The organism is Hallella seregens ATCC 51272 (assembly GCF_000518545.1).
GTDB classification, from domain to species: domain Bacteria; phylum Bacteroidota; class Bacteroidia; order Bacteroidales; family Bacteroidaceae; genus Prevotella; species Prevotella seregens.
In genome coordinates, this window is sequence record NZ_JADU01000001.1 from 136,412 (window position 1) to 161,985 (window position 25,574).

Consider the following 25,574-nt stretch of genomic DNA (forward strand, 5'->3'; position numbering starts at 1 on the left):
GTGGATGGGGTATACTACACGGCCCCTTGGACGTAGTGTCTGCTCTTGTGACGATGCCGGAAGCGAATAGTTTCAATTATTGACTAACATTAACATCCCGGATATTGATGTTGCCCAATACGGGAAGCAGTCCGGCTTTCATGACAATACGCTGTCCCTTGGGCCCCTCGATGAAGTGGGCAAAGCCCCATGGCAGTCCTTGGCGAGGGTCGTTGAGAAGGGCGTAGACCGTACGGATGAGGGGATACTCACCGTTATAGATGTAATACTGGTAGGGTTTTCGGCCGCTCGTCGGCGTGGCCGGATGGATACGGCTCACGCTCATCACGCGGATGTTTTTGTTGAATGTCAGGTTGGTGGAGTCGTGCTTGTCGTTGAGCCAGTTGTTGCCGATGATGCCGATGGCCCCCGGATTCTGCTCGACGTATTTGATCACCTCGGCAGTTTTGTTGACAGCGGCCACATGCAGATTGGAGATGGCTTTGCCGCCGAGGATGGAATCTTCTACGTAATGGACGGTACTCGACTTGGCATTGTCGAATACCACGGTGATGGTGCCGCGCTGGGAGCCTTTGAAGAGGTCGCTCCACCGGGTGGCTTTGCCGGTCATGATGTGTTCAATGTTCTTGACCGAGATAATGGTGTCAGTGTTCGCCTTGTTCACGATGAATGCCAATGCGTCGTAAGCGAGCTTGAGGGACACCGGTCTGTAGCTCTGAGCTTGCAGGCTTTTGATTTCGGATGGCTTGAAGTCGCGTGCCGTAAAGGCCAGCCATGCCTTGCCATTGAGGAGTCTGTTGATGGCTTCCGACTCGTTGGTATAGATGGGAGTCACTTTGGCCTTGGGGTAGTCGTTTTGGAAGACAAAGCGTTCTTCCTCAATGAGGGGACTAAAACTTTCATCAGAGACGAAGTGAATCGCCCCTGATGAATAAGTATCTGTCCGCCCGTCCTTTCCTTTCTTGTTGTTATGGCAAGAAGAGAAAAGGACGGTGGTCAGTGTTAATCCTACGATGATGTAAGATGTGAGTTTGCTCATAAATAAAGGATTACTGCAGTCTGAAAGCTACAGGCACGTTATACTTCACGCGTACAGCAGAACCGTTCTGCTTGCCGGGAATCCACTTCGGCATGGTACTCACCACGCGTACAGCCTCACGGTCGAGAGAGGGGTCTACGGAACGGACAACCTTCACGTCGGTGATGGAACCGTCACGCTCAACCACAAAGGATACCACGACGCGGCCCTGCACACCGTTCTCTTGGGCAACAACCGGATATTTGATGTTGTCACCCAGATACTTCATCAAGGCGGCATTTCCGCCAGGGAATGAAGGCATCTGCTCTACCACGTCAAACACCTTGTTCTCCACTTCGGGTTTGTCTGGTTTTACAGGTTCGTCGGCCACGCGTTGAGCAACTTGCAGCACTGCGCCATTGTCGCTGTTACCTTTAACATCAAGTGCACCGATGGCGGTGTTGGTCTGCATCAGCTGATCCTGCGTCTTCATTTCGTCCTCGGGCTTCACCTCGTTGTCCTTTTTGATAACGGGAGCAGTGAATTTGATAGAGGATTTCACCTCTTGCACTACTTCCTGTTTCTCTTTAGGAATTTGAATGTCTTTGCGCTTCACTTCAGCCTTTTTCTCGGGCTTGTTGAGGGCAGAGAGTTCGGTGACTTGCTCGTTTTTCTGATGAGTCAGCTGGTACTGGTCGTATGCGGACTTTGCAACGTAGATACCGATGAACAGAACTGCCAGCAATGCTATAACGATGATGGAGTAGATATTTCTCTTTGGGGTGTTCCTGCGAAGCTTGTAAGCTCCGTAGGATTGGTTCCTACCCTCGAAGATAAGATCGACCCAACCATTGGTTGTTAAATCAATATTTGCCATTTCTTAAACTCTTTAATCGTTTAGACATGCTTACATCTTGACGTTGTTCTTCTTGAGAAGCTCCACGTCCTGATCGTTCATCTTGTCGATTACATACTTGTTGATGCTGCAGATTTGCATCTCGTCAAGCGCATCCACCAAGTTCTTGTAGGTGGAGTTGTCGGTAGCCTTGATGATGACGGTCATGGTTTGAATCTTCTTGCCATCCAGCACACCGGCCTTGATCTGGGAGAGTTGCTTGTTGTACTCCTCTTGAGACATCTTCTTGTTGGGATCAGCTTTCAACTTGTCCAATGCAGCTTTTGCTTTCATCACGTCCTGAACGGGATTTGTTCCGTCTTCGGTGGTGTGATTGTAAAGCACGGAACGGATGCCCTTGATGCCCCACGTGGTCTTCTTCAGGCACTCGGGCGTTTCAGGCTTAATCTGTCCGGCTACATAGTAGATCTGGTTGTCGGCCGTGCAGTAAATCGTAATGGTGTACGATTCCTTGGTCACAGTCTTGTCCTGATCCTGCAGGTTCTTATCGTTACTCGGCATACTCAATTCCATCGTTTGGGGCTTGGCCAGCGATGTGCAGAGCATGAAGAATGTGATAAGAAGCATCATCATATCAACCATCGGAGTGAAGTCCACGCGGACATCCATCTTCTTCTGTTTGCTTTTTCCTTGCTTAGCCATTCTTAATCCTCCGCTTTCTTGTATTGAGTAATCAGATAATAACGGTTCTTGCTCATATCCTGCAGCTCACTCATGATTTTCTTCACGGTCTTGTACGGGGTCTTTTCATCGGCCTTGATGGCAATCTTGGCATCCGGGTTGGCGGCATGCGCAGCCTTAACCCAGATTTGGAACTCGCTCATTGCGGCGGCACCGGTCTTGCCTGGTACAGAGTCGGTCGGAATACCATACTTTTTAATGGCTTCGGGCATCTGTGTTTTGTCGAGCTTCAGATAACTTTCGAGTTCGCTCATAGGCACACCCCACATGGGGTCGTCGAGGAACTTCTTCTGTTCTGCGGCACTCAACTGCAGACCAAACTGGCTGGTCACGTCGTTGAGCACGTTCTGAACGTCGGTCGTTTTATCCATGCTCATGAATATCTTGCCGTCATTTCCGACAAGCACATTCAGGACATCTTTCTCCGGCACCTTTATCTCCGATACGGATCCTGGCGTGTTTACTTTCACCGGCTCTTGCTTCACGAACGTGGACGTCAGCATGAAGAAAGTCAGCAGAAGCACCATCACGTCGGACATAGGAGTCATGTCGATCCAGACGTCGCTCTTCTTAATTTTTACTTTACCCATAGTGATAATATTTTAAAGGGTCAGCAAAAATTAAGCCTCGTCTGTGTGGTTAGCTTCGTAAGTCTGGGCAATTGAGTAACCTACCTCGTCGAGTGCGTATGTCAGCTTGTCGATCTTGTTGGTGAAGAAGTTATAGGAGATAACAGCGCACCAAGAAGTTGCGATACCGAAAGCCGTGTTAATCAGGGCCTCGGAAATACCAGTTGACAGAGCGAGAGAGTCACCACCGCCACCGGCAGCCAGAGCCTGGAACGACTTGATCATACCCGTCACAGTACCGAGCAGTCCGGTAAGTGTACCCAGTGTCACGATAGTAGCAATGATGGGGAGGTTCATCTGCAGCGTAGGCATCTCCAGCTGAGTAGCCTCCTCGTGTGCCTGCTGAATCTTGGCCACTTTCTGGCTCTTCTTCAGACCGGCATTTGCACCGCTCTCCATGTCCTTGTAGGCATGCAGGGAAGCGACCACCACGTTTGCTACAGAGCCTTGCATCTTGTTGCAGAGGTCCTCAGCCTTGGCGAAATCGTTGGCCTTCAAGGCAGCCTTGGTGTTGGCCACGAACTTGGTGAGGCTGCCCTTGCCGAAAGCGGTCTTCAGAGCCAGCCAACGCTCAACGGAAAGACAGAGCACGGTAAGCAGCAGGGTGTGGATGACAGGCACCACGACACCACCCTTGTAGATAGTACCCAGAATGTTGAGAGGCCCGTTCTCCGAGTTGTTTCCCTGGAAGTTGCTTTCGTTGCCGAGCACGAGATTGAAGATACATACAGCAGCGATGAAGCATACAACGATGATCCAGAATGCGCCTCTGATACCTGTGAAGCCCTGCGACTTCTTTGCAGCCTTGGGGGCTGCGGCTTTTTGTGTAGTTGCCATAATGTTGAAATTTAATTTTTAGTTATAAATAATGAATTATTTGCTTTTTGTTAGTGATGTGCGTCTAAAAGTGTCTTTTGGTCTATATTTTTTCGTGTCTGGCCCGTGTGATAGGCCGAAAAACGGATATTTAAGCATTCGCAAAGATAGCAACTTTTGGTTTATTGCGAGTGTGTTTGCCAAGTTTTAACAAAATTTTACTTCAAAAGCGCAGTCACCTCTTTAATTCGACGCATGGCCTCGCGAATGTTGTCGTCGCTGGTGGCGTAGCTCATGCGGAAACAATCGGGGTCGCCAAAGGCGTCGCCGGCTACTGTGGCCACACGCCCCACCTCAAGCAAATACATGGCAAAGTCGGTGGAATTGTGGATGACGTGGCTGCCGTTTTTCTTGCCGAAGAAGCTGGAGCACTTGGGAAAGAGGTAAAAGGCGCCCTGCGGCACGTTGACCTCAAGTCCCGGAATGTCTTTGGCCAGACTCACGATGAGGTTGCGTCGGCGCTCGAAAGCCCGGCGCATGTCCTCGACACAGGCCTGACTGCTCTCATAGGCAGCGAGTGCAGCCATCTGCGACACGTCGCAAGTGCCGCTGGTGTACTGGCCTTGCAGCTTGTTGATGCCCTTGACAATCCACTCGGGCGCAGCCACCCAGCCAAGGCGCCAGCCGGTCATGGCGTAGGCCTTGCTCACGCCATTGCAGATGATGGTGCGCTCTTTCATGCCCGGATAACTGGCTATGCTGGCATGCTTGCCGACGTAGTTGATGTGCTCGTAAATCTCATCGGCGAGCACGAACACGTCTTCGTGGCGCAGGATGACCCGGGCCAGCTCGTCGAGTTCTTCCTGTGAATACACACTTCCCGTGGGGTTGCTGGGGGAGCAGAGAATCAGCATCTTGGTGCGAGGTGTGATGGCAGCCTCCAACTGTTCGGGCGTCATTTTGAAGTCCTGCTCGAATCCGGCCCTGACAACGACCGGTTCTCCGCCGGCCAGCTTCACCATCTGCGGGTAGCTCACCCAGTAGGGGGCAGGGATAATCACCTCGTCTCCGGGGTTCACCAAGGCCAGCACGGTGTTGCACACTCCCTGCTTGCCACCCGTGCCCACGAGGATTTCCCCGTCCGTATATTCGAGCTGGTTCTCCCGCCTGAGCTTGTCCACGATGGCTTTCCGCAGTGCCGGATAGCCCGGCACGGGCGAATACTTCGAGTAGTTGTCGTCGATGGCTTTTTTGCCGGCGGCTTTGATGTGCTCGGGCGTGTTGAAGTCGGGCTCGCCCACACTCATGTTGATAACGTCGATGCCCTGAGCTTTCATTTCGTTGCTCTTCTGCGACATCGCCAGTGTGGCCGATGGAGCCAGGCGATTCAGACGGTCTGATAGTTGTGCCATATACTGCTAGTCTGTGAATGGTTATTTCCTTGCAAAATTAAACATTTCATTCCTTAAAACGAAAGATTGCTTCCGTTATTTTGGGAAACGCCTCGAAAAAGTAACAGAAATGACTATTTCAGGTGCAGGATGTGCCCCATGCGGTCGCGTTTGGTGCGCAGATACTTCACGTCGTAGGGGGTGGGCTTCACCTCGATGGGAACATTCTCGACGATTTCTAGCCCGTAAGCCTCCAGTCCCACGCGTTTGGTGGGGTTGTTGGTCATGAGGCGCATCTTGTGAATGCCCAGCTGCCGCAGCATCTGCGCGCCGCAGCCGTAGTCTCGTTCGTCGGGCTTGAAGCCCAGGTGCACGTTGGCTTCCACGGTGTCCATGCCCTGTTCCTGCAGCTTGTAGGCGGCAATCTTGTTCATCAATCCGATGCCGCGGCCCTCCTGCTGCATGTAGATCACCACACCTTTGCCCTCTTTTTCAATCATCTGCATGGCCTTGTGCAGCTGCTCTCCACAGTCGCAACGCTGGCTGCCCAGGATGTCGCCCGTGGCGCAAGAAGAATGTACGCGCACGAGCACGGGCTCGTCTTCGGCCCACTCGCCCTTGATGACGGCCATGTGTTCCAGGCCGTTGCTGGTCTGCCGGAAGGGTATCAGGCGGAAGTGGCCGTAGGCGGTTGGCATGTCCACCTCCACGCCCACCTCGATGCTCGACTCCTTTTTGAGCCTGTAGGCAATGAGGTCTTTGATGGTAATGATCTTGAGATCCCACTCGTGTGCCATCTGTTGCAGCTCGGGCATGCGGGCCATCGAGCCGTCGTCGTTCATGATTTCCATCAGCGCCCCGGCGGGATAGAGGCCGGCCAGCCGGCACAGATCCACGGCCGCCTCGGTGTGGCCCGAGCGGCGCAGCACGCCGTTGTCCTGGGCATAGAGCGGGTTGATGTGGCCTGGGCGGCCGAAAGTCTGGGGCGTCGACGCAGGGTCGGCCAGTGCCTTGATGGTCTCGGCCCGGTCGTGCGTGGACACGCCGGTGGTGCATCCCTCCAGTTTGTCCACGGTAATGGTAAAGGGAGTGCCCAACACCGACGTGTTGTCCTGCACCTGGTGGGGTAGGTCCAGCTCCTCGGCACGCGAGATTGTGATGGGCGCGCAGAGCACGCCGCGTGCGTTTTTCAGCATGAAGTTCACTTTCTCGGGCGTAATTTTTTCGGCGGCGACAATCAGGTCGCCCTCGTTCTCACGGTCTTCATCGTCGACGACGATGACGAATTTGCCTTCCTTGAAATCCTTGACTGCATCCTCGATGCTACTCAATTTGAAGTCTGCCATATTTGTTTTCCTTTCTTTTGACTTGGGTTGGGTGTTATGAATGGGGTCACGGGCGCATCAGTCCTTGATGAGATGCTTCTCCGTGTAGTTGATGATGCTGGTGTTGGTGAGCTTGATGGTGCGCAGGTCGCGCAGTAGCCGCAGCCTGAAACTCCACATGCGCAGGTAGAAAAACAGGCCCAGCGGCACGATGACGGCCGAGGCCACGTTGAGCCACCGCCGCTCGAACGGCCGCGTGTGGGCCCTGACAGCCATCACGGGGTAGGCGTTGAGCAGGTGTACGATTTGCTTGTCGCGGGTGTTCGACAAGTCGTCGATGACAGCCTCCAGCTGCTCGCCGATGCGCTCGATTTCGTGGTCGGGGCGATACCTGAAAAAGGTCTTCACGACGTTGGGCGGCGACACCAGGCTGTGCTCGCGCGAGTAATCGGTCACGGCATGGCTGATGCGAAGCAGCTCCTCGGCGTCGTGCCGGTAGTCGGGTTCACGGATAATCACCTCCTTGCCACTGATGTGACGCTTGGTACGCAGGCCCAGCATGCGCATGAAGAACCGCCGCCACACGTCGGCATTGAACACCATCGAGTCGCCGCAGGCCTTGTAGGTCACGAACACGGCCACGGGCGTGAGCACGGCCGGAGCCAGTCCTTTGCCGAACCACACCGACCACTCGCCCAGCCGTGCCATGCGGTAGCCCGAGTTGTCGAGGATGTAGTACACGATGAATACGAACACCGAGATGATGACCGGAACGCCCAGTCCGCCCTTGCGGATGATGGCGCCCAGCGGCGCGCCGATGAAGAAGAAGATGAGACACTGCAGTGCCAGCGTGAACTTGTTGATGGTTTCGATGTGGTGCTGGCGGATGACGAGGTCGTTGTCTTCCGTGAGCAGGCTCTTGAATTCCAGGTCGTTTACCTCGCCCTGCACGCGGCTCAGGGCCTCGGCCAGCGCCTGCCGCTTCTGGTCGGGCGTGAGTTTCTGGAGCAGCCGGTCGAAGTCCACCTTCCGGGCGTCGGCCCGTCGGGCTGCGGCCAGCGAGTCGTGGCGGGTCATGAGAGGCAGGGCATAGTAGCTGCGGCGCGCGTCTTCGTAGAACACGCGCCCGATGCTGTCGTAGACATGGTTCAGCGAATCCACGTCGTGGGCTATCTGCTGCAGGCTCTTGCTGCGGGCATTGTTCGAGAGCGAGGCGGCGTCTGTCATGCTGAAGTCGCCGTCGAAGTCGAGCACAATCTGCTTGGTCACAAACGTCTCCCGGCGGTAGGGCACGGCCGCGCTGCCAGCCAGCTGCTGCGTCTGCATGTTCTCGAACCACTCTCCGCTCCACAACGTGAGCAGCAAGTGCTTCTTTTCGGCCGTCGATTGCATCATGCCCGAGTCGGCCAGAATGATGGCGGCGTCCTCGTAGCTCTGGGTCATGCGGTAAATCATGATGCCGTACAGCTTGCCCGAGTGCACGTCTTTCTTCTGCACGTAGATGTTGCTGTTGGGGATTCCGTCGTAGAATACGCCCTCGGGAATTTCCAGTTCGGGGCTCTTCTGCTTCATCGAGATGAGCAGTTGGGTGATTTTCATGTTGGCCTCGGGCCCCACATTGTTCTGAAAATAGAACGAGGCCAGGCTGATGAGCACGGTAACTGCGATGAGCGACCGAAAGGTTTGCATGAGCGAGATGCCGGCCGCCTTGATGGCTGTGAGCTCCGAACTCTCGCCCAGATTGCCGAAAGTGATGAGCGCGCTCAGCAGGATGGCCAGCGGAAGAGCCTGGGGAACGAGCATCAGGGCCATGTACCAGAAGAACTGCGCCATCACTTCCATGGACAGTCCCTTGCCGATGAGCTCGTCGATGTATCTCCACAGAAACTGCATCATCAGCACAAACTGGCAGATGAAGAACGTTCCTACGAATAAGAGTCCGAACTGGCGGACAATAAATATGTCGAGTTTCTTGATCCGAAAATTCATGTGTCGTGCGTCTGCTTGCCCGCCATGTGCCGGTGCAGGCCTTGCAAAGCCGGTGCAAAGTTAATGGAAAAATATCATAATCACCCTTTTTCGGCTTGTTTTCTTTTGCCGCATCTTTGGCCATGCGTGCCCTCCCCACACCTCTTATTATAATAGGAGGCCAGGCCGATGGTGCGGGCAGTGTTTGCGGCAAGGCCTTTTCGGGCCCGCGTCTGCGGGTTTTCGGCCTTGCGTCTGCGGGTTTTTCGCCCCGCGTTTACGCCGTCGGGGCGGCGCGATTCCGGCGCAATCGCACCGGCTTCCAAACGCCATCGCGGGCAGAGCGTGCGGGCCCGTCCGGCGGGGCAGGGCTTCGGGGCGGTTTGACTTGGGACAAATTAACGTGCGCCGCGGCGAAATTCTCGGGCTTTTGCGCGCGTGTTCCCCTAAAAATTAGTAACTTTGCGCACTCTTAGGTATATACCGAACTCATAAACGTACGTATTTTTATGGCTGAAACAAAACAAATGAAGACCGCGCTTGTCTCGGTCTTCCACAAAGACGGACTGGAAGAACTCTTGGCCAAACTGCATCAGGAGGGCGTGAAATTCCTGAGCACCGGCGGCACACAGCAGTTTATCGAGAGTCTGGGCTACGCCTGCCGGAAGGTGGAAGATCTGACCACCTATCCCTCCATCCTCGGCGGACGCGTGAAGACGCTCCATCCCAAGGTGTTCGGCGGCATACTGGCCCGTCGCGACAATGAGGGCGACCGGCAGCAGATGCAGGAGTACGAGATTTCCGCCATCGACCTCGTCATCGTCGATCTGTACCCCTTTGAGCAGACCGTGGCCAGTGGCGCCAGCGACGCCGACATCATCGAGAAGATCGACATAGGCGGCATTTCGCTCATCCGCGCCGGGGCCAAGAACTTCAAGGACGTGGTCATCGTGCCGAGCAAGGCCGAGTATGGCGTGTTGCTCGACATCCTGAACAGGAAAGGTGCACAGACCGACCTGGCCGACCGCAGGCTGCTGGCCGAGCGTGCTTTCGGCGTGAGTAGCCACTACGATACGGCCATTCACAACTGGTTTGCCAAATAATCAAGATAGAACAATGGGATTTTTTTCGTTTATTCAAGAGATAGCCATGGACCTTGGCACGGCCAACACCATCATCATCAGCGATGACAAGATTGTGGTGGACGAGCCCTCCGTGGTGGCCCTCGACCGTCGAACCGACAAGATGATTGCCGTGGGGGAGAAGGCTAAGATGATGTATGAGAAGACACACGACAATATTCGCACCATCCGCCCCCTGCGCGACGGCGTGATTGCCGACTTCACGGCCTGCGAACAAATGATGCGCGGCCTCATCAAGATGGTGCACACGGGCTCTCGCCTGTTCTCGCCGTCGCTGCGAATGGTCATCGGCGTGCCCTCGGGCAGCACCGAGGTGGAGCTGCGTGCCGTGCGCGACTCGGCCGAACATGCCGACGGCCGCGACGTGTATCTCATCTTCGAGCCCATGGCCGCCGCCATAGGCATCGGCATTGACGTGGAGGCTCCCGAGGGCAACATGATTGTAGACATCGGCGGCGGCTCCACGGAGATTGCCGTTATCTCGCTGGGCGGTATCGTGAGCAACAACTCCATCCGCATCGCCGGCGACGACCTCACGGCCGACATTCAGGAGTATATGAGCCGCCAGCACAACGTGAAGGTGTCCGAACGCATGGCCGAACGCATCAAGATTCACGTGGGCTCGGCCCTCACCGATCTGGGCGACGAGGCTCCTGAAGACTACATCGTGCACGGCCCCAACCGCATCACAGCCCTGCCCATGGAGGTGCCCGTGTGCTATCAGGAGATTGCACACTGCCTGGACAAGACGGTGGCCAAGATCGAGAACGCCGTGCTCTCGGCCCTGGAGGCCACTCCGCCCGAGCTCTATGCCGACATTGTGAAGAACGGCATCTACCTCACCGGTGGCGGTGCGCTGCTGCGCGGCCTCGACAAGCGCCTGCAGGACAAGATCAACATTCCGTTCCACATTGCCGAAGACCCGCTCCACAGCGTGGCCAAGGGTGCCGGCATCGCCCTGAAGAACGTGAACCGGTTCTCGTTCCTCATGCGCTGAACAATCAACTTTGAACGGTCAACTTTGAAGATTGAACTTTGAACTTCGAGGCCTTCGGCCTTTGAAGATTAAGCTTTGAACTTGGTGGTTGCAGACGTGCATCGCCTGTTTCCACCTGTTCATTAAGTTCAAGGTTCAATCTTCAAAGTTCAAAGTGTGTAGCATGCGTAATCTGTTAGAGTTCCTTGCCAAGTACAATCACTGGTTCGTTTTCCTCGTTTTGGAGGTGCTGAGCCTGGTGCTGTTGTTCCAATACAACAGCTATCAGGGCAGTGTGTGGTTCACTTCGGCCAATGCCGTCGCGGGCCGGATGCTCGGATGGAACGCCGAAGTGCAGTCGTTCTTCTCCATGTCGAAGGTGAACCAGGAGCTTACCCAGCGCAACCTCTATCTGGAACAGCATGTGAGGAGCCTCTCTGACAAGCTCGCCGAGCTGACCCACGACAGTGGATGGGTGCACCGCGACCAGCTGGCCCTGCTCAGGCAGTACAACCTGATACCGGCCAAGGTGGTGAGCAACACGGTGAACCGGCACGACAATCTGCTGACCATCGACAAGGGAACGGCCGACGGCGTGGCCAAGGACATGGGCGTGGTGTGCGGCAATGGCGTGGTGGGCATTGTCTATCTGGCGTCGGCACACTACGCGGTGGTGATTCCGGCCCTCAACACCGCCTCCAACATCAGCTGCCGCATACGCGGCCGCGACTATTTCGGCTACCTGCACTGGAACGGCGGCGACCCCAGGAAAGCCTTTGTAGACGACGTGCCGCGTCACGCCCACTTCAAGCTCTACGAGTGGGTCGAGACCAGCGGCTACTCCTCGGTGTTCCCTCCCGGCATTGCCGTGGGGCGCATTCTCCATGTCTACAACTCGGCCGACGGGCTGTCCTATCGGCTGCAGCTGGTGCTCTCCACCGATTTTGCCCGGCTGCGCGACGTGTGCGTCATCGACAACAAACCCATGCAGGAGCGTCTGGACGTGCTGCGCGCCGCCCAGGACTCCCTGAAACCTAAGGACGACAAGTAGGCCCATGAACATAGATTTTCTGAGACGACTGCTGCTCTTCGTGGTGCTGTTGCTGGCCCAGGCCCTGGTGCTCAACCACATTCACCTGTTCGACTGTGCCACGCCGCTGGTCTATGTCTACTTCGTGGCCAGCTTCAGGCGCAGCTATCCGCGCTGGGGCGTGCTGGTGTGGAGCTTCCTGATGGGGCTTTGCGTCGACATTTTCTCCAACACGCCGGGCGTGGCAGCCACGTCGATGACGACCATCGGCCTGCTGCAGCCCTATTTGCTCGAGCTCTTCACCCAGCGCGACAGCGACGACGACCTGCAGCCCGCCATCTTCACTTTCGGCTTTACGCGCTACCTGTTCTACACGCTTCTGCTCACGTTTGCCTATTGCCTGCTCTTTTTCACGGTGGAGACGTTCTCGTTCTTCAACTGGCAGCAGTGGGCCTTGTCCGTGTCGTCGAGCACCGTGCTCTCGGTGATTCTCATCATTGTGGTTGCAAATCTGAGGAAGCGGCAGCATGAAAGACTTTGATCTTGAAAACCGAAAGCTCGTCATCGGCGGCGTGGCCGTCGTCATCGTGACGGTCTACATCGTGAGGCTTTTCACCCTGCAGCTGCTCAGTGACGACTATCGCAAGAGCGCCGACTCCAATGCTTTTCTCAAGAAAATTGAGTTTCCCTCGCGCGGAGTCATCCGCGACCGCAACGGCAAACTGCTGGTCTACAACCAGCCGGCCTACGACATCATGGTGGTGATGAACGAGGAGAAAGGCCGCCTCGACACCATGGACTTCTGCCAGACGCTGGGCATCACCAAGGAATACTTCGTGCAGCGCATGGACGAAATCAAGGATCGCAGCAAGAATCCCGGCTATTCGCGCTTCACGCAGCAGCTGTTCATGAGCCAGATCGACGACAAGGACTTCAGCGTGTTTCAGGAGAAGATGTTCCGTTTTCCCGGTTTCTACGTGCAGAAGCGCAGCATCCGCCAATACCAGTACCCCTATGCCGCCCATGTGCTGGGCGATGTGGCTGAGGTGTCGCAGGGCGACATCGACGAGGACGAATACTATCAGCCCGGCGACTATATCGGCAAACTGGGCGTGGAGCGCAGCTATGAGAAAGAGCTGCGCGGCGAGAAAGGCGTGCAGATACTGCTGCGCGACGCCCACGGCCGCATCCAGGGCAAGTATCAGAACGGCAAGTACGACCGCCGCCCGCGTGCTGGCAAGGATCTGACGCTCGGCATCGACATCAACCTGCAAGCTCTCGGCGAACGTTTGATGGAGGGCAAGATAGGGGCCATCGTGGCCCTCGACCCGCAGACGGGACAGGTGCTCGCCCTCGTGTCTTCGCCCAGCTACGACCCCCGCAGCCTGGAGGGACGCAAGCGCAGCAAGTACCATCGCGTGCTGTCCAGGAACGTGTGGAAGCCCCTGCTCAACCGCGCCATCATGGGACAGTACCCGCCGGGCTCCACGTTCAAGACTTCGCAGGGCCTCACATTCCTCACCGAGGGCATCATCAACAGCCACACACAGTATCCCTGCCACCACGGATTCTCCTACCGCGGCCTCCACGTGGGCTGCCACGGGCACGCCTCCCCGCTCTCCATCGTCCCGGCCATCAGCACCTCGTGCAACAGTTTCTTCTGCTGGGGGCTCTTCCACATGATGGGCAACCGCCGGCGTTACCGAACCGTGCAGGACGCCATGAACACCTGGCGCGACTATATGGTGAGCATGGGCTTCGGCTACAAGCTGGGCATCGACCTGCCGGGCGAGAAGCGCGGGCTCATTCCCAATGCCTCGTTCTACGACCGGGCCTATCGTGGTTCGTGGAACGGGCTCACTGTCATCAGCATCTCCATCGGCCAGGGCGAGGTGAACCTCACGCCGCTGCAAATCGCCAATCTCGGTGCCACCATTGCCAACCGCGGCTACTATTACACGCCCCACGTGGTGCGCAGCGTGCGCGGCGGCGAAATCGACACCTCTTATTATAGCCGGCATTACACGCGGGCCAGCCGGCGGGCCTACGACTACATCGTGGCCGGCATGCGCTCGTCGGTGCTCGGCGGCACGTGCAAGCACTTGGGAGCTTTCGACTTCCCCATCTGCGGCAAGACAGGAACGGCACAGAACCGCGGCCAGGACCACTCCGTGTTCATGGGCTTCGCGCCGATGGACAACCCGCGCATCGCCATTGCCGTGTACGTGGAGAACGGCGGCTTCGGCGCCGACTTTGCCGTGCCCATCGCCGGCGTGCTCTTTGAACAGTATATAAAAGGCAAGCTCTCGCCCGCCCGGGCTCACGAGGCCGAGACCTTGCAGAAACGACGTATTGCTTATGGCTCGAGCAACAGATAGGCACCCCAGTGTGCTCCGCAGCCTGGACTGGTGGACCATTGGCATCTATGTGGCCCTGCTGGTATTCGGCTGGATCAGCGTGTGTGGGGCCAGCTACACCTATGGCGAGACCGACATCTTCGGGCTCGACACGCGGTCGGGCATGCAGATTGTGTGGATAGGCACGTCGCTGGTGCTGGGCTTTGTGCTGCTCATGATGGACGACCGCTACTACGATACCTTTGCCTACGTCGTCTATGCGCTCTTTCTGCTGCTACTCTTTGTCACCATTTTCAACCCCCACGAAATCAAAGGCTCGCGGTCGTGGCTGGTGCTGGGGCCGCTCAGACTGCAGCCGGCCGAGTTCGCCAAGTTTGCCACGGCCTTGGCCGTAGCCAAGCTGATGAGCACCTATGGGTTCAACATTTTCAAGTTCAAGCACTTGGCCGCAGCCGTAGGCGTGGTTGCGTTGCCCATGCTCTTCATCGTGGGGCAGCGCGAAACGGGCTCGGCACTGGTCTACCTGTCGTTCTTCCTGATGTTCTATCGCGAGGGCATGCCGGGCAGTGTGCTGTTCACGGGCGTGGCGATGGTGCTCTATTTTGTCATCGGCATCAAGTACGAGCAGGTGCTGCTCTGGGACACCCCCACCTCCGTGGGCAAGTTCGTGGTGTTGCTGTTGGTGCAGCTCTTCACCTCGGGCATGGTCTATGCCTACTGCCGCGAGCCGGGCAAGGCCCTGCGGCTGGCGGGCGGCAGTGTGGGTGTCACGCTGCTGATGCTGCTGTTCTCCGAGTTTGTCATTCCGTTCGATGTCGTTTGGGTGCAGCTGATGGTCAGTGCCGCACTCATCGGCTACCTCGTGTTCCAAGGCCTTTCCACGCGTCTTTACAGCTATATGCTCATCGCCTTGTTTGCCGTGGGCTCCATCGCCTTCTTCTATAGTGCCGACTATGTGCTCAACGACGTGATGGAACCCCACCAGCGGGTGCGCATCAACGTGCTGCTGGGCCTCGACGAAGACCTGGCCGGCGCGGGGTACAACGTGCACCAGAGCGAAATCGCCATCGGCTCGGGCGGGCTGCGCGGCAAGGGCTTCCTCAACGGCACGCAGACCAAGCTCAAGTTCGTGCCCGAGCAGGACACCGACTTCATCTTCTGCACGGTGGGCGAGGAGGAAGGCTTTGTCGGTTCGGCCGGCGTGCTGTTGCTCTTCCTGCTGCTCATCCTGCGGCTCATCCATCTGGCCGAACGCCAGCCGTTCAAGTTCGGTCGCGTCTACGGCTACTGCGTGTTGAGCATCTTCCTGTTCCACGTCTTCATCAATGTGGGTATGGTGCTGGGCCTCACGCCGGTCATCGGCATCCCGCTGCCATTCTTCAGCTACGGCGGCTCCTCGCTCTGGGGTTTCACCATTCTGCTCTTCATCTTCCTGCGCATCGATGCCGGCCGCAACCTCGTGAGAAGTTGATTTCTATAAATGCAAGTCCCCCGTGTGTGGCCGCCCAAACCACGGTGCACAATGATTTGAAAGACTGCGCCATTGATTAAAGACAACGCCAACAACTAAAGACAACAATAACAACAGAAAACAACAATAACAACAGAAAACAACGCTGCGTCCCGGTATAGTCGTTGTTATTCGTTGTTTCTCGTTATCTTTGCCAACGTTCCTGTTGTTTCTCGTTGCCTATGTTAACGTTCTTGTTGTTATTCATTGTTTCCGTTGTTTCCTGTTTGTCTTTGTCAGCGTTCTTGTTGTTATTTGTTGTTTCCGTTGTTTCTCGTTGTCTTTGCTAACCCATCAAAAATGGGAAGTGAACATTTCCCACAGGAAATTCGTCCAAGACAATAGGAAGTGAACATTTCCCGCAGGAAATTTGCCCAAGACAACGGGAAGTGAACATTTCCCGCAGGAAATTTGCCCAAGACAACGGGAAGTGAACATTTCCCGCAGGAAATTTGCCCAAGACAATGGAAAGTGAACATTTCCCGCAGGAAATTCGTCCAAGACAACGGGAAGTGAACTTCGACGGCCGTCAATTCGTCCAAGACAATGGAAAGTGAGCATCGACGGCAACGTCTATGGTAAGCCCGTTCGATTCCTTGCACCTTAGCTTCTGCTCATAGGAGAACGCTTTGTTGATGATGCTGTCGCGCAGTTTTCTCATCCGTGCATTGTTGTCGTCATCTTCAAATTCGCGTAAGGGCATATTGCTATTCTTTTCATTTTGCCCTCATGTTAGTTTTATTTGTTGTGAAAGGGTATAGGTATATCTGTTGTCTTGTTGATCTTCCGTGTTTCAAGCAATGCTCCCTCTTTGCTGAAAACAAGCATGAAGTATTCTAAGAAAGGTTCCCCCTCTTTGGGCGTGGAGCAGTCTTTGGTGAGGAAGTAATAAAGAGAATCCTTTGTTTCTACATAGTATCCAGGCCACCATACTATGTCTCTTGGCCAGCATCGGCAGTCTGTGGAGTCAGGGATAAAGGAATGTATGGAGGGTGACAGAATCCCCTCCTGCTTACCATCAAGGAGGAAAATGGAGTCGTTGATATGTTTTTCGTTCCATTTCCTGAAGCGTCGATGGAATTGTTCAAAAGTAAGTTCCTCACATCGTGTATCCTTGGCTCTGACGACCTCATTCCATGTTTGCCCTATCTGTTTCTCTTTGACGTTCCCTTTACCATCTATAGTGTATTTATATTTGGCTACAGAGAAAACGAGAGGCTTGAACTGCTTCAGGAGACTTCCGTCAATCAGTCTCCCTTGTTCTGAGATGAAAGTGCTGTCTTCTTGATGGTATTGCAGACGTGAGAAATATGCTGCCCCATGATGCCCGATAACCTTGTGCCCCAAGAGTTCTCCTCTTGGGGAATAGGTGAGAAGTACAAAATCGATGACAAGATTCTCCACTTGGAATTTTCGCATTTCGTCGTGATAATCGAAACATACCCTTGGCAATATGGCCACTACAGTTTCTCCAACAGGCTTGTATACCCCTCTGAGCCACCAAATGCTTTCCGTGTCGCACGGACATGTTTCATCGGCTTGCGGCAGGAATTGCCCATACCGTTCTGTTTCGACCCTTTCATCAAGAGAAGCAGAATTCAACCTTGAGAGATTGTCATTGGATATTTCTTCCATAAGTGACAGCCATGCGTTAAAGTCATTTTTGTTCTTTGCATGAATGGCCACGCATGCAAGAATCATCATTATGCTGATATATTTTTTCATTGCCGAGAAGACTTTAGAGTTGAATCCTATTCGGTAACCCGGACTGTTGACGTTTTCGTGGGCTACTCCTTGTTCTTTCTAATGCTGGAGAGTGTGTAGTAATGTGTTTTACCCGTACAGGTGTTGGTACTTTTCAATAGTCCATCTTGGCTTATAAAGACATTGTTGGGAGAAGTACCCCTATCCTATTCCCTGTTGCAGGATCATAGTATCGATAACCTCTGTGTTCGTCTCCCCCTACTATAATTACAAAATGGTCACCAGCCTGATCTTGACGCCCTGAACCTAATGAGGTTCCTGGCTTGTAGTCAACAGCGACAATCACGGGGTGCTTCAATTTGAGTTGTTCGTTGATATACAAGATTCCTGTGTTGACATTTTTAGAGGGAGCAGTTACACGCCCTTTATTATTGAATCCCACCATGCAGATTTCTTCTCCGCTTAGTTGACTGTTGGCAGAAGAAAGCATCTCTTTACACCGGTTGAGGCATCCAGAGGGGTCTGTTGCCTTGTATCCTCTGAAATTAGCAGAAGGCAAGACTGTGTTATCATGAGGGCCACCGCCGTGAGAGTGTCCATTTATTACTTGTATAATCTGTGTTTCGGAATGAGCACCTGGCTCTTGTGAGGGACCCGGATGAGGTTGTTCCTCTTTAGGAGTGTCATATGATGTACTTGCCCACGGGTTAGAGTAGCTTCCGAAAGGGTCAGACCAACTGTCGTATGAATCTTCGGAATCGCTTCCCGAACTATGGGAAGAACCTATTATTTCTACTTGGGCACCGACATAGCCCATCCCTTCTACATGTCCTCCAGTCCATGTGCCAGCATCACACATGCTTTCGTACTCACTTTTTGAATAAGGGTTTTGATGAGTTCCCTTGGCTGCGTTGGAGTTACTTTGACTTTGAGCAGCATACCTTTTGATTTTTGTTGTCATGTTCTTTGTCGTATTAAATGTTGCTTATCAATTGTGTTCCTTTCTTGATGAGCAGGTAGCCATGCTGTTTGTTCGCAATAACGCGGAATTTTGCTCAAGACAACGGGAAGTGAACATTTCCCGCAGGAAATTTGCTCAAGACAATGGGAAGTGAACATTTCCCGTAGGAAATTCGTCCAAGACAACGGGAAGTGAGCATCGACGGCCGTCAATTCGTCCAAGACAACGGAAAGTGAACATTGCAGGCTTGCAAAGGTCTCAAGACAATTGGGAAAGAACATTGCAGCGATACGAGAACCATCCAACTGGGGGGCGGGAAGCCGGGCGCTATGAAATGGTGTGCATGGGTTTTGGCGTAGGGGGTGGCCTCTGTGCCGGTCCGTATGTCCGGCAGGGCATTCAAATTCCTGTCATGTGTGCCACCCTCGCCCACCCCCTTGGAACGTTTGCTTAAATACATTAAACATTTATGGAAAGGTCATGTTCAGTGGCAAGACTTGAAGATGAGTGGCATGCCGCTTGGGGTGAATCCTGTGGCGGATATGGTCATGTGGCGGCTTGTTGAGTTGTTTCTGAATCCGATGTTTCCTTTCCCTGTTTCATCAAGCTCGACGTTTGGATTCCAATAAAGCGTACGCCGGTAGTCGCTGTTGGAGACACCGATGTCATCTGATAGCATCATCTGTGCGTAGTCGTTGGGCATGTCGTAGCCTTTGAAAATGGTGTGACGCAGCCCCTTGGGCATCTTTTCTAAATGGTGAGTATAGACAAAGATGGTTGTGTAGCCGCGCCCCTCGAGATGTGGGGCAAAGATGAACCTGCGCCAGTCGTCTTTGGCTGTGGAGATGTATACGGAACGGATGCTGCTGATGTCGAATGGCATATAGACATTGGCAACAGCCAGTCGTTTCGTGTCGGCTGGATCCTTGGCACCAAAATTTGCAATGCTGGTTCCGCATACAAACCAGTTGTTTACAATCCACATGATTCCCTTGCCGCCATAGGTCGGGCCGTTTCCGTAGATGTTCTGATAGGCATTCTCTGCACAGGACTCGCCGGTGATATTGTCGTAACCCTCGACAAGCGGATTCTTATTTTCCAGCCATTCCACCAGAGTCGGCGGTTCCTCGCCTTGGTCGGCAACGAGGTCGGCAGCCTTGACCATGTCGTACCTGATGGAGGCATGGGCGGCCCCCAGGCTCTCTCGCTCCCAGAAATCCCGCGGGCTCTTCCATACCCGTCTGGCCTCCACGTCGAGTTGTTCAAGCCAGTGAGTGCGAAGTTCCATCGGAATGCTGTCTACGTGGGCTTTGTCCAAGGTGAAGTCGAAATCGGGAACGATGGGAACATCGTAGCCCAGAGTGTTCCATGCCGGCACGTTCACCGTTGGCGAGAAGTTGCGATCCACAGTGATATAGTAGCGTTTGGCCTTGTCGTTGAGTGTCGTGTTCATGAACATGTTCCAGTCGCCCCAACAGTCGGGTACAGTGAAAACGTAGTATCCTGTGCTGTCTGTCGTGACATCGCCTGAAAGCACGCTGCCTAGGCGGCTGCGCATTGTTATCTTGAGATTGGCTCCATTCACGGAACTACGCTTGTTGTAGGCTTTCAATCGGCCGTCTATGAGTAGTCCTCGTTCTACGGGGTATGTCTTTTTCCATGACTTCACACTGCTCATATGTTCCTCTTCATACTTGCGCCAGCCTTGAGTCAGCATCAGTAGGTCGGCCGCCTGACGGTGGGCACTGTCGTTGGCCTCGAAATAATACTCAGGATTGCGGATGTATCCCTTGAGGTCACTTGAGAGTAGAAACCACGTGGCGGCGTTGTGCATGTCGGCTGCCAATTGTGTCTCCGCATCGCAGACGGAGAGCGAGACCGAAGAATGGGGCTCCGTCACTACGTTGAGTGTCATCGGCTTGCCCGGCCATATGGTTGTGTCCGTAGTGTTTACGGATATGCTCCCTATGCTGCTTGATGGGTAGTTGAACAGCATACGGCTGCACAACACCTGGCCGGCAGCATCAATGAGCACCAGCTGCGAGCATCCAGCTGGCATGTTTGAACGCATGAGCGGGCTGGTCACAGCTCGGGCTTTACCATGATGTATGAGCAGAGTTTGGATAGAAAAATTGTCGAGACCGGAGGTCATGCCTGTTTCCCATGTGACCCTGTCTGCTCGTGTCGCATCGGTGCTTAGCGTGTATCCGGAAGACTTTGCGTTGGGTAGAGCAAACGATCGGGTCTTACCATTGGGAAAGACGAATTCCAAGGTTGCCTTGCTCTTGGACGGCGTATATGAAAACACGCCTCTATTTTCTCGTAATATGGTGACACGCCGTTCCCGCTTTCCCCCTATTTTCAGCCAGCCAGTCACTTTCGTATCTTGGCCCACAATGCCGGTCACCTCAAAGGCAACCTTGCTCTTCAGACCCTCCACAAGATGTCCTCCCTCGGGATAAAACAGTACATGGCATTGTGAAAAGTCGGATGAGACTTTGTTGGGGTCGCTGGTTGATGGCGAATAAATCGCATAGTCAATGACGGGCTTCTCGGAGTATTTGCCCGCTTCTGTCGGTCGTTTGAATATGGGTAGCACTCTTGAGAACAAACAGTCGGTGCCCCAATTAAGCATGTTGCGCGTGTAGGCTCTCACCTGATAGAGCCCCGACTGTGTATACCGGTTGAGCATGAACTCCCCATTGCATACTCCATTTTCCACCAAGCATTTCTTAGTCTCGAGAACTTCTCCCGTGGGGTCGATCAGTTCTACGTAGAGCACACGACTGGCACTGCCGAGGCTGTCGTTATCCGTGCGTAGTAGGTAAGCTTTCCACCATATAATTTCGTGGAGATAGTATGCCGTGTTGTCAAAATGCAGAAACACCTTTTCTTGTGGGTACTGCATGAAGAAACTATTGATGACGGCAGACAATGTATCATTGTCTGCCGCGTGTGTCTGGTATCCAACGGACACTGCCATAAAAAAAGCAAGGGATAAACAACTTGTTCTCGACATAACGACATAAATTTATGTTCAGAGTATTCTGATGGAGTTATATGTATCCAGAAGATATATAGCTTTATCTTCTGAATATGGAATATGGATTTTTTTAAATTTATATTTTTGATAGTTACCAATGGTTGATGAAGAGTCTATATATAGTCCTATAGTCCAATGATCAACTTTCAATCGGAATTCTCCGTTTTCTATTTTATCCCTAGTTGTTGCAGAGGCCGATATTATAGCAGTTCTACCCATTATTAAAATATTAAAATTAAACCACGCACTACCTATACTAACGGAAATATTTACCATCTGTGCGTTGTAATCAAACGATTGTGTTTCGTCGCTCGTCTCGCTTGTGGAAGATGAAGATGAGGATATATCGAAAGAGTAAGTATTAGAGTTTGAGAGAAAACCGAATACGCTGGAAAAATATTGGTCCCAATCAAATTCAGACGTAGATGGAAAAGTGATGGAACTTTGATCTTTGCTAATATAGCCGACAGGAGACACGTAGCCACCTTCCCATTCTCCATTTAAGAATAGCGTGATGTATTCACCCAGTTCATAGGGATGTTCCTCGGTACCCTTAGCATCATTGTTAGCTGAGGCATTCATTCTGATTTCATCATCACTTTTCACAAATTGCATGGCTGCCTTATCATGCAGACTGTAGTTTTTGATTTTCATAATTGATAATTTTTGGTTATATTACTTTTTCATATACATGTATATACTCGATAGCCTTTGATAGCCGCTTGAAATATCCCGTAGCAAAACTATTTTCAATGAGTCCTTTTAATTTCAGGCTGTTATTAAGAAAACATTTCCTATCTGAATTTTCCTCAAATTGTTTGTCCCACGCTATTACTAATGACTTGTTTACTATGGATAATAGATTGTCTATAGACTTTTTGTAGTGCTCGTACTCAGAGATGTGCTGTAGTACATTTATGCACAGGACTACACCGAAATCATCATCAATATCAATTTTTTCCGTAATATCAGCACAGATGCAAGGGGAGTCACCGTCCGGTAGTAATAATGCGGACAACTCTGCAGTGTAAGGATTGATATCAAAGCCTGATGCAAATAATCCAAGACGACGGAATGCAGCCACATAAAAGCCCGGGCCACAGCCAACGTCGAGCACATCATAGCATGGAAGCCAATTGCAATAATTATAGATAGCCTCTGTCAATCCAGGGTCATATGAATAGCATGATAATAGATTACATTCAAAAAATCCTTTTCTGTTATATAAAACTGGAGGACTTTTTAGAAGGTATTTGTCAATGAGCGGAACAAGCTCTTCATGATATGGAGAAACAATCTTTCTTGCGAAAAAATCATTCGTCTCTGCCAATAGATGTAGATGCGCCTTGTTCAGATTGGCAGGAGAATTACCATTCTCTTTATGCCACCTTATAAAGCGAAAATTTTTGTTGACTATGGTGTTTGAATCACATAGGTTCAATAGGAGTGTAACAAAATACGTTTCTTCGGGAGCAAATGTGAATCTCATCCTTCTATAGAAACTCTTATGTTTGTCTGTATAGTTAACAATGAGATGGACAGCACTTCTTGTTATAGAGAACCATTGAGAGCCACAATAAAGTCGGTCAAAATGGGTTGGGAAACCTCTGTTTATATGTAATTTCCTTTGTAGTTTTATCCACTTGAAACAAGCATTTTTCAATGCTGGAAGATTATCCACATAGTCGTATGGGAAATAATATTGATATCTATAATATGAGTCAAAATCAGTTCCTACTGTCTTTACTCTTCCGAATGTGATGTAATTATATTCTCTATGCTTGTCAAAGAATTCCAAGAAGCAGCTAAGGGGCTTTATTGGGTAATCGTGCCCGCTTATTACGTGAAATGTTTGTGCAGAGCTCAAGTCGTGCGCTTCTCGAAGCATAAAAAGTTCAGTTTTAAGTATGCTGAAGCCGCCCCAATGTACAGCGTATTTCTGATACACAACAACTACTTGTGGAAAAGAATTAATCTTTTCCATATCTGCCTTTGAAATACGCATCCTTTTATCTATATGAATGAAGATGTCACAATCTCTATCAAAATATTCTATTAGATGTATAAGTAGAGGAATGTCATTATGGGCTAAGACTATTATCGCTTGCTTCATAGGAGTTTACTTAATATGTCAAATCTAAAGTATTATTATAAAAATGTATGTTTCTAATGATAAATGTAGAATTACCATAATTGTTGATTTACAGTGTAGAAACGCAAAATGGTTTCATTTCACACACAATAAAACAGCTTATCAGTCTCTCGGCCAAGAAAGAGATAGCCCTGCGCTGATAGTCCACATTATCGTATCTGAAGTCTCTCTTTACCTTTTCCAAATATCTCTCCGGCATCATGTCCAAATGGTGCATTTGGTCATAGCTACCAAGGGTTGCAAAAAGAAAGTTGCACAGCTGGTCGAAGTCTTCCCAGTGCATGATGAAGCAACAGAAAGGTATGAATATCCTACCTTCCAATAAATACATGGAATATTTATTGCCCAAGCCATACTGTGCGTCCAGTATTTCTATTGCATCGTTGTAGTCTTGATAGTTATGACTGCTTTTGTAGTGTTGAGCAACCGGAAAGTTTCTGTTGATAGCCATGACCTGGCATTGCCTTGGAGCAATGTTAAGAATGCCGCTGAATACCCTGCGATAGTGACAGAAGCCCACTCTTTCACTTTTTACTTGATTCTTCCATACCCAGTACATGGTGACAAGTTCTGAATAGAAAGGGTTCAGATGATTAATGTGCTGCCCCTCTATTTGCAAGTTGCTGCTATTAAACAGCCGTATGATACCATTTTCTTGTAGATGATATTTTTCTATCAGGCTTTCCTCATGATAGGTTTGCCATATTGTTAGTTCTTTCATACGCGGAAAATAAATGGTGAGTAGTTTGGAGCGTGCCCCATTCTTTTTAACTCAATCCGCCAAAAGACTTTTGAAATAGTCAATGGTGCGTTGAAGTCCTTCGTCAATGCCTATTGTGGGATGCCAGTCGTTTAGCGTGTCTTTGGCAAGAGAAATGTCTGGACACCGACGGCAAGGATCATCGGGAGGAAGTGGGAGATGTGTTGTGGTTGAAGTGGAATGAGTCTTGGCTATGATGGTTTTTGCCAAATTCTCAATGGAACGTTCATCGGGATTTCCTATGTTTATAGGGCCGGTGACGCTGTCGGGGGTAGAGGCCAAGCGAATGATGGCTTCTATCAAGTCGTCGACGTACATGAACGAACGGGTTTGTTGCCCGTTGCCATGGATGGAAAGTGGTTGACTGGACAGGGCCTGTACTATCATCTTAGACATTACTTTTCCATCGTCAACGGCCATGTTAGGGCCGTATGTATTGAAGATGCGGAAAATCTTGACCTTTGTTCCATATTGCCGAAAATAATCCATACAAAGACTTTCCGCACAACGCTTGCCCTCATCATAGCATGATCGGGGGCCGATAGGATTCACACATCCATGATAATTTTCGGTTTGAGGATGCACGTTTGGATTGCCATACACTTCGCTGGTCGAGGCTTGAAGCATGACACAGTCGTTTCGCCGTGCCAATTCCAGCATGTTCAGTGTTCCAAGTACGGATGTCCGAGTGGTAAATATAGGGTCTTGCTGATATTTTGATGGAGAAGCAGGACAAGCAAGATTGAATATCACTGAGGCGTCATCGCATAGATATGGTGTGGTAATGTCGTGACGAAAGAACTCGAAGCGGGGATGTTCTTGGTATGATCTGATATTGTTTTCTGAACCAGTATAAAGGTTGTCGATGACCCGGACAGCATATCCCTCTGTAAGAAGTCGTCCGCATAGATGTGACCCTATAAAGCCTGCACCACCTGCGACTATAGCTATCTTCTTCTCCTTGCTGTCTCTTTTCATATGTTTTAAGTTTGGAATGTTGTAAATATAGGCGATTAAATAATAAATCGAAACTATTTTTGGTTATATATTGTTAAATTGATAATATTTGTCGTTGTTATAGGGAAAGTGGTAAGCGTTTTTAGGCACTTGTAGGAGCATGGGGGAAATGTGAAAAGAGGTGGCCGTCTCTCGTCGATGAAGCCATGACGGAGCGGGCACCTCTTTGTTGTGCTTA

The 25,574-nt window shown here is 51.8% G+C and carries 22 protein-coding genes; 6 read left to right on the top strand and 16 right to left on the bottom strand.

The window, feature by feature from the left end:
• Positions 1–76 precede the first annotated feature (76 nt).
• The 8 genes from L888_RS0100620 to L888_RS0100655 all read right to left on the bottom strand — a co-directional run bounded on the left by L888_RS0100620 (position 77) and on the right by L888_RS0100655 (position 8,765).
• Complete coding sequence (locus L888_RS0100620) at positions 77–1,039, bottom strand: PstS family phosphate ABC transporter substrate-binding protein (RefSeq protein WP_027951458.1); 963 nt, start codon at positions 1,037–1,039, stop codon at positions 77–79.
• A gap of 10 nt (positions 1,040–1,049) precedes the next feature.
• A complete protein-coding gene (locus tag L888_RS0100625; RefSeq protein ID WP_027951459.1) occupies positions 1,050–1,895 on the bottom strand; it encodes an energy transducer TonB in 846 nt (281 codons plus the stop codon).
• Positions 1,896–1,925: 30 nt separating this feature from the next.
• Positions 1,926–2,576 carry an ExbD/TolR family protein gene (locus L888_RS0100630; protein ID WP_027951460.1) on the bottom strand — a complete coding sequence of 217 codons (651 nt, stop codon included), beginning with the start codon at positions 2,574–2,576 and terminating at the stop codon, positions 1,926–1,928.
• Positions 2,577–2,578: 2 nt separating this feature from the next.
• On the bottom strand, positions 2,579–3,205 hold the full coding sequence (locus tag L888_RS0100635; protein ID WP_027951461.1) for an ExbD/TolR family protein: 627 nt from the start codon (positions 3,203–3,205) through the stop codon (positions 2,579–2,581).
• A gap of 30 nt (positions 3,206–3,235) precedes the next feature.
• A complete protein-coding gene (locus L888_RS0100640; protein WP_005844024.1) occupies positions 3,236–4,081 on the bottom strand; it encodes a MotA/TolQ/ExbB proton channel family protein in 846 nt (281 codons plus the stop codon).
• 197 nt (positions 4,082–4,278) lie between these two features.
• Positions 4,279–5,472 (bottom strand): pyridoxal phosphate-dependent aminotransferase, encoded by a 1,194-nt coding sequence (locus L888_RS0100645; protein ID WP_027951462.1) that lies wholly within the window; start codon positions 5,470–5,472, stop codon positions 4,279–4,281.
• Positions 5,473–5,585: 113 nt separating this feature from the next.
• Positions 5,586–6,797: a bifunctional 3,4-dihydroxy-2-butanone-4-phosphate synthase/GTP cyclohydrolase II gene (locus tag L888_RS0100650; RefSeq protein ID WP_027951463.1), complete on the bottom strand. Its 1,212-nt coding sequence runs from the start codon at positions 6,795–6,797 to the stop codon at positions 5,586–5,588.
• Positions 6,798–6,854: 57 nt separating this feature from the next.
• Positions 6,855–8,765, bottom strand: coding sequence for an LptF/LptG family permease (locus L888_RS0100655; protein ID WP_027951464.1), 1,911 nt, complete (start codon positions 8,763–8,765; stop codon positions 6,855–6,857).
• 488 nt (positions 8,766–9,253) lie between these two features.
• Here L888_RS0100655 and L888_RS0100660 point away from each other — a divergent pair, with 488 nt between their 5' ends.
• From L888_RS0100660 to rodA, 6 genes are all read left to right on the top strand, one after another.
• Positions 9,254–9,847 (top strand): IMP cyclohydrolase, encoded by a 594-nt coding sequence (locus L888_RS0100660; RefSeq protein WP_027951465.1) that lies wholly within the window; start codon positions 9,254–9,256, stop codon positions 9,845–9,847.
• Positions 9,848–9,860: 13 nt separating this feature from the next.
• Positions 9,861–10,883, top strand: a complete 1,023-nt coding sequence (locus L888_RS0100665; RefSeq protein WP_005844012.1) for a rod shape-determining protein — start codon at positions 9,861–9,863, stop codon at positions 10,881–10,883.
• A gap of 163 nt (positions 10,884–11,046) precedes the next feature.
• Entirely contained in the window at positions 11,047–11,913 is an 867-nt protein-coding gene (gene mreC / locus L888_RS0100670; RefSeq protein ID WP_015298368.1) for a rod shape-determining protein MreC, read from the top strand.
• A 4-nt stretch (positions 11,914–11,917) separates the two neighbouring features.
• Positions 11,918–12,433 (top strand): rod shape-determining protein MreD, encoded by a 516-nt coding sequence (mreD, locus tag L888_RS0100675; protein ID WP_027951466.1) that lies wholly within the window; start codon positions 11,918–11,920, stop codon positions 12,431–12,433.
• A complete protein-coding gene (locus tag L888_RS0100680; protein WP_005844006.1) occupies positions 12,420–14,270 on the top strand; it encodes a penicillin-binding transpeptidase domain-containing protein in 1,851 nt (616 codons plus the stop codon). Before mreD ends, L888_RS0100680 begins: the two co-directional genes overlap by 14 nt.
• Complete coding sequence (gene rodA / locus L888_RS0100685) at positions 14,251–15,720, top strand: rod shape-determining protein RodA (protein ID WP_005844003.1); 1,470 nt, start codon at positions 14,251–14,253, stop codon at positions 15,718–15,720. The genes L888_RS0100680 and rodA overlap by 20 nt, the downstream gene beginning before the upstream one ends.
• Before the next feature lie 568 nt (positions 15,721–16,288).
• Here rodA and L888_RS14355 read toward each other — a convergent pair.
• The 8 genes from L888_RS14355 to L888_RS0100730 form a co-directional block, all read right to left on the bottom strand.
• Positions 16,289–16,462: a hypothetical protein gene (locus L888_RS14355; RefSeq protein WP_156924963.1), complete on the bottom strand. Its 174-nt coding sequence runs from the start codon at positions 16,460–16,462 to the stop codon at positions 16,289–16,291.
• 35 nt (positions 16,463–16,497) lie between these two features.
• Positions 16,498–17,484, bottom strand: coding sequence for a hypothetical protein (locus tag L888_RS0100695; RefSeq protein WP_245594787.1), 987 nt, complete (start codon positions 17,482–17,484; stop codon positions 16,498–16,500).
• A 151-nt stretch (positions 17,485–17,635) separates the two neighbouring features.
• On the bottom strand, positions 17,636–18,424 hold the full coding sequence (locus L888_RS14360; protein WP_156924964.1) for a cysteine peptidase family C39 domain-containing protein: 789 nt from the start codon (positions 18,422–18,424) through the stop codon (positions 17,636–17,638).
• 484 nt (positions 18,425–18,908) lie between these two features.
• Complete coding sequence (locus L888_RS0100710; protein WP_156924965.1) at positions 18,909–21,407, bottom strand: hypothetical protein; 2,499 nt, start codon at positions 21,405–21,407, stop codon at positions 18,909–18,911.
• Between the two features lie 54 nt (positions 21,408–21,461).
• Positions 21,462–22,121, bottom strand: a complete 660-nt coding sequence (locus L888_RS0100715) for a hypothetical protein (RefSeq protein WP_027951468.1) — start codon at positions 22,119–22,121, stop codon at positions 21,462–21,464.
• Positions 22,122–22,137: 16 nt separating this feature from the next.
• A complete protein-coding gene (locus L888_RS13820; RefSeq protein ID WP_052323265.1) occupies positions 22,138–23,580 on the bottom strand; it encodes a beta-1,6-N-acetylglucosaminyltransferase in 1,443 nt (480 codons plus the stop codon).
• A gap of 88 nt (positions 23,581–23,668) precedes the next feature.
• On the bottom strand, positions 23,669–24,340 hold the full coding sequence (locus L888_RS0100725; protein ID WP_027951469.1) for a DUF4422 domain-containing protein: 672 nt from the start codon (positions 24,338–24,340) through the stop codon (positions 23,669–23,671).
• Between the two features lie 51 nt (positions 24,341–24,391).
• Positions 24,392–25,357: an NAD-dependent epimerase/dehydratase family protein gene (locus L888_RS0100730; protein WP_044248292.1), complete on the bottom strand. Its 966-nt coding sequence runs from the start codon at positions 25,355–25,357 to the stop codon at positions 24,392–24,394.
• Positions 25,358–25,574 lie beyond the last annotated feature (217 nt).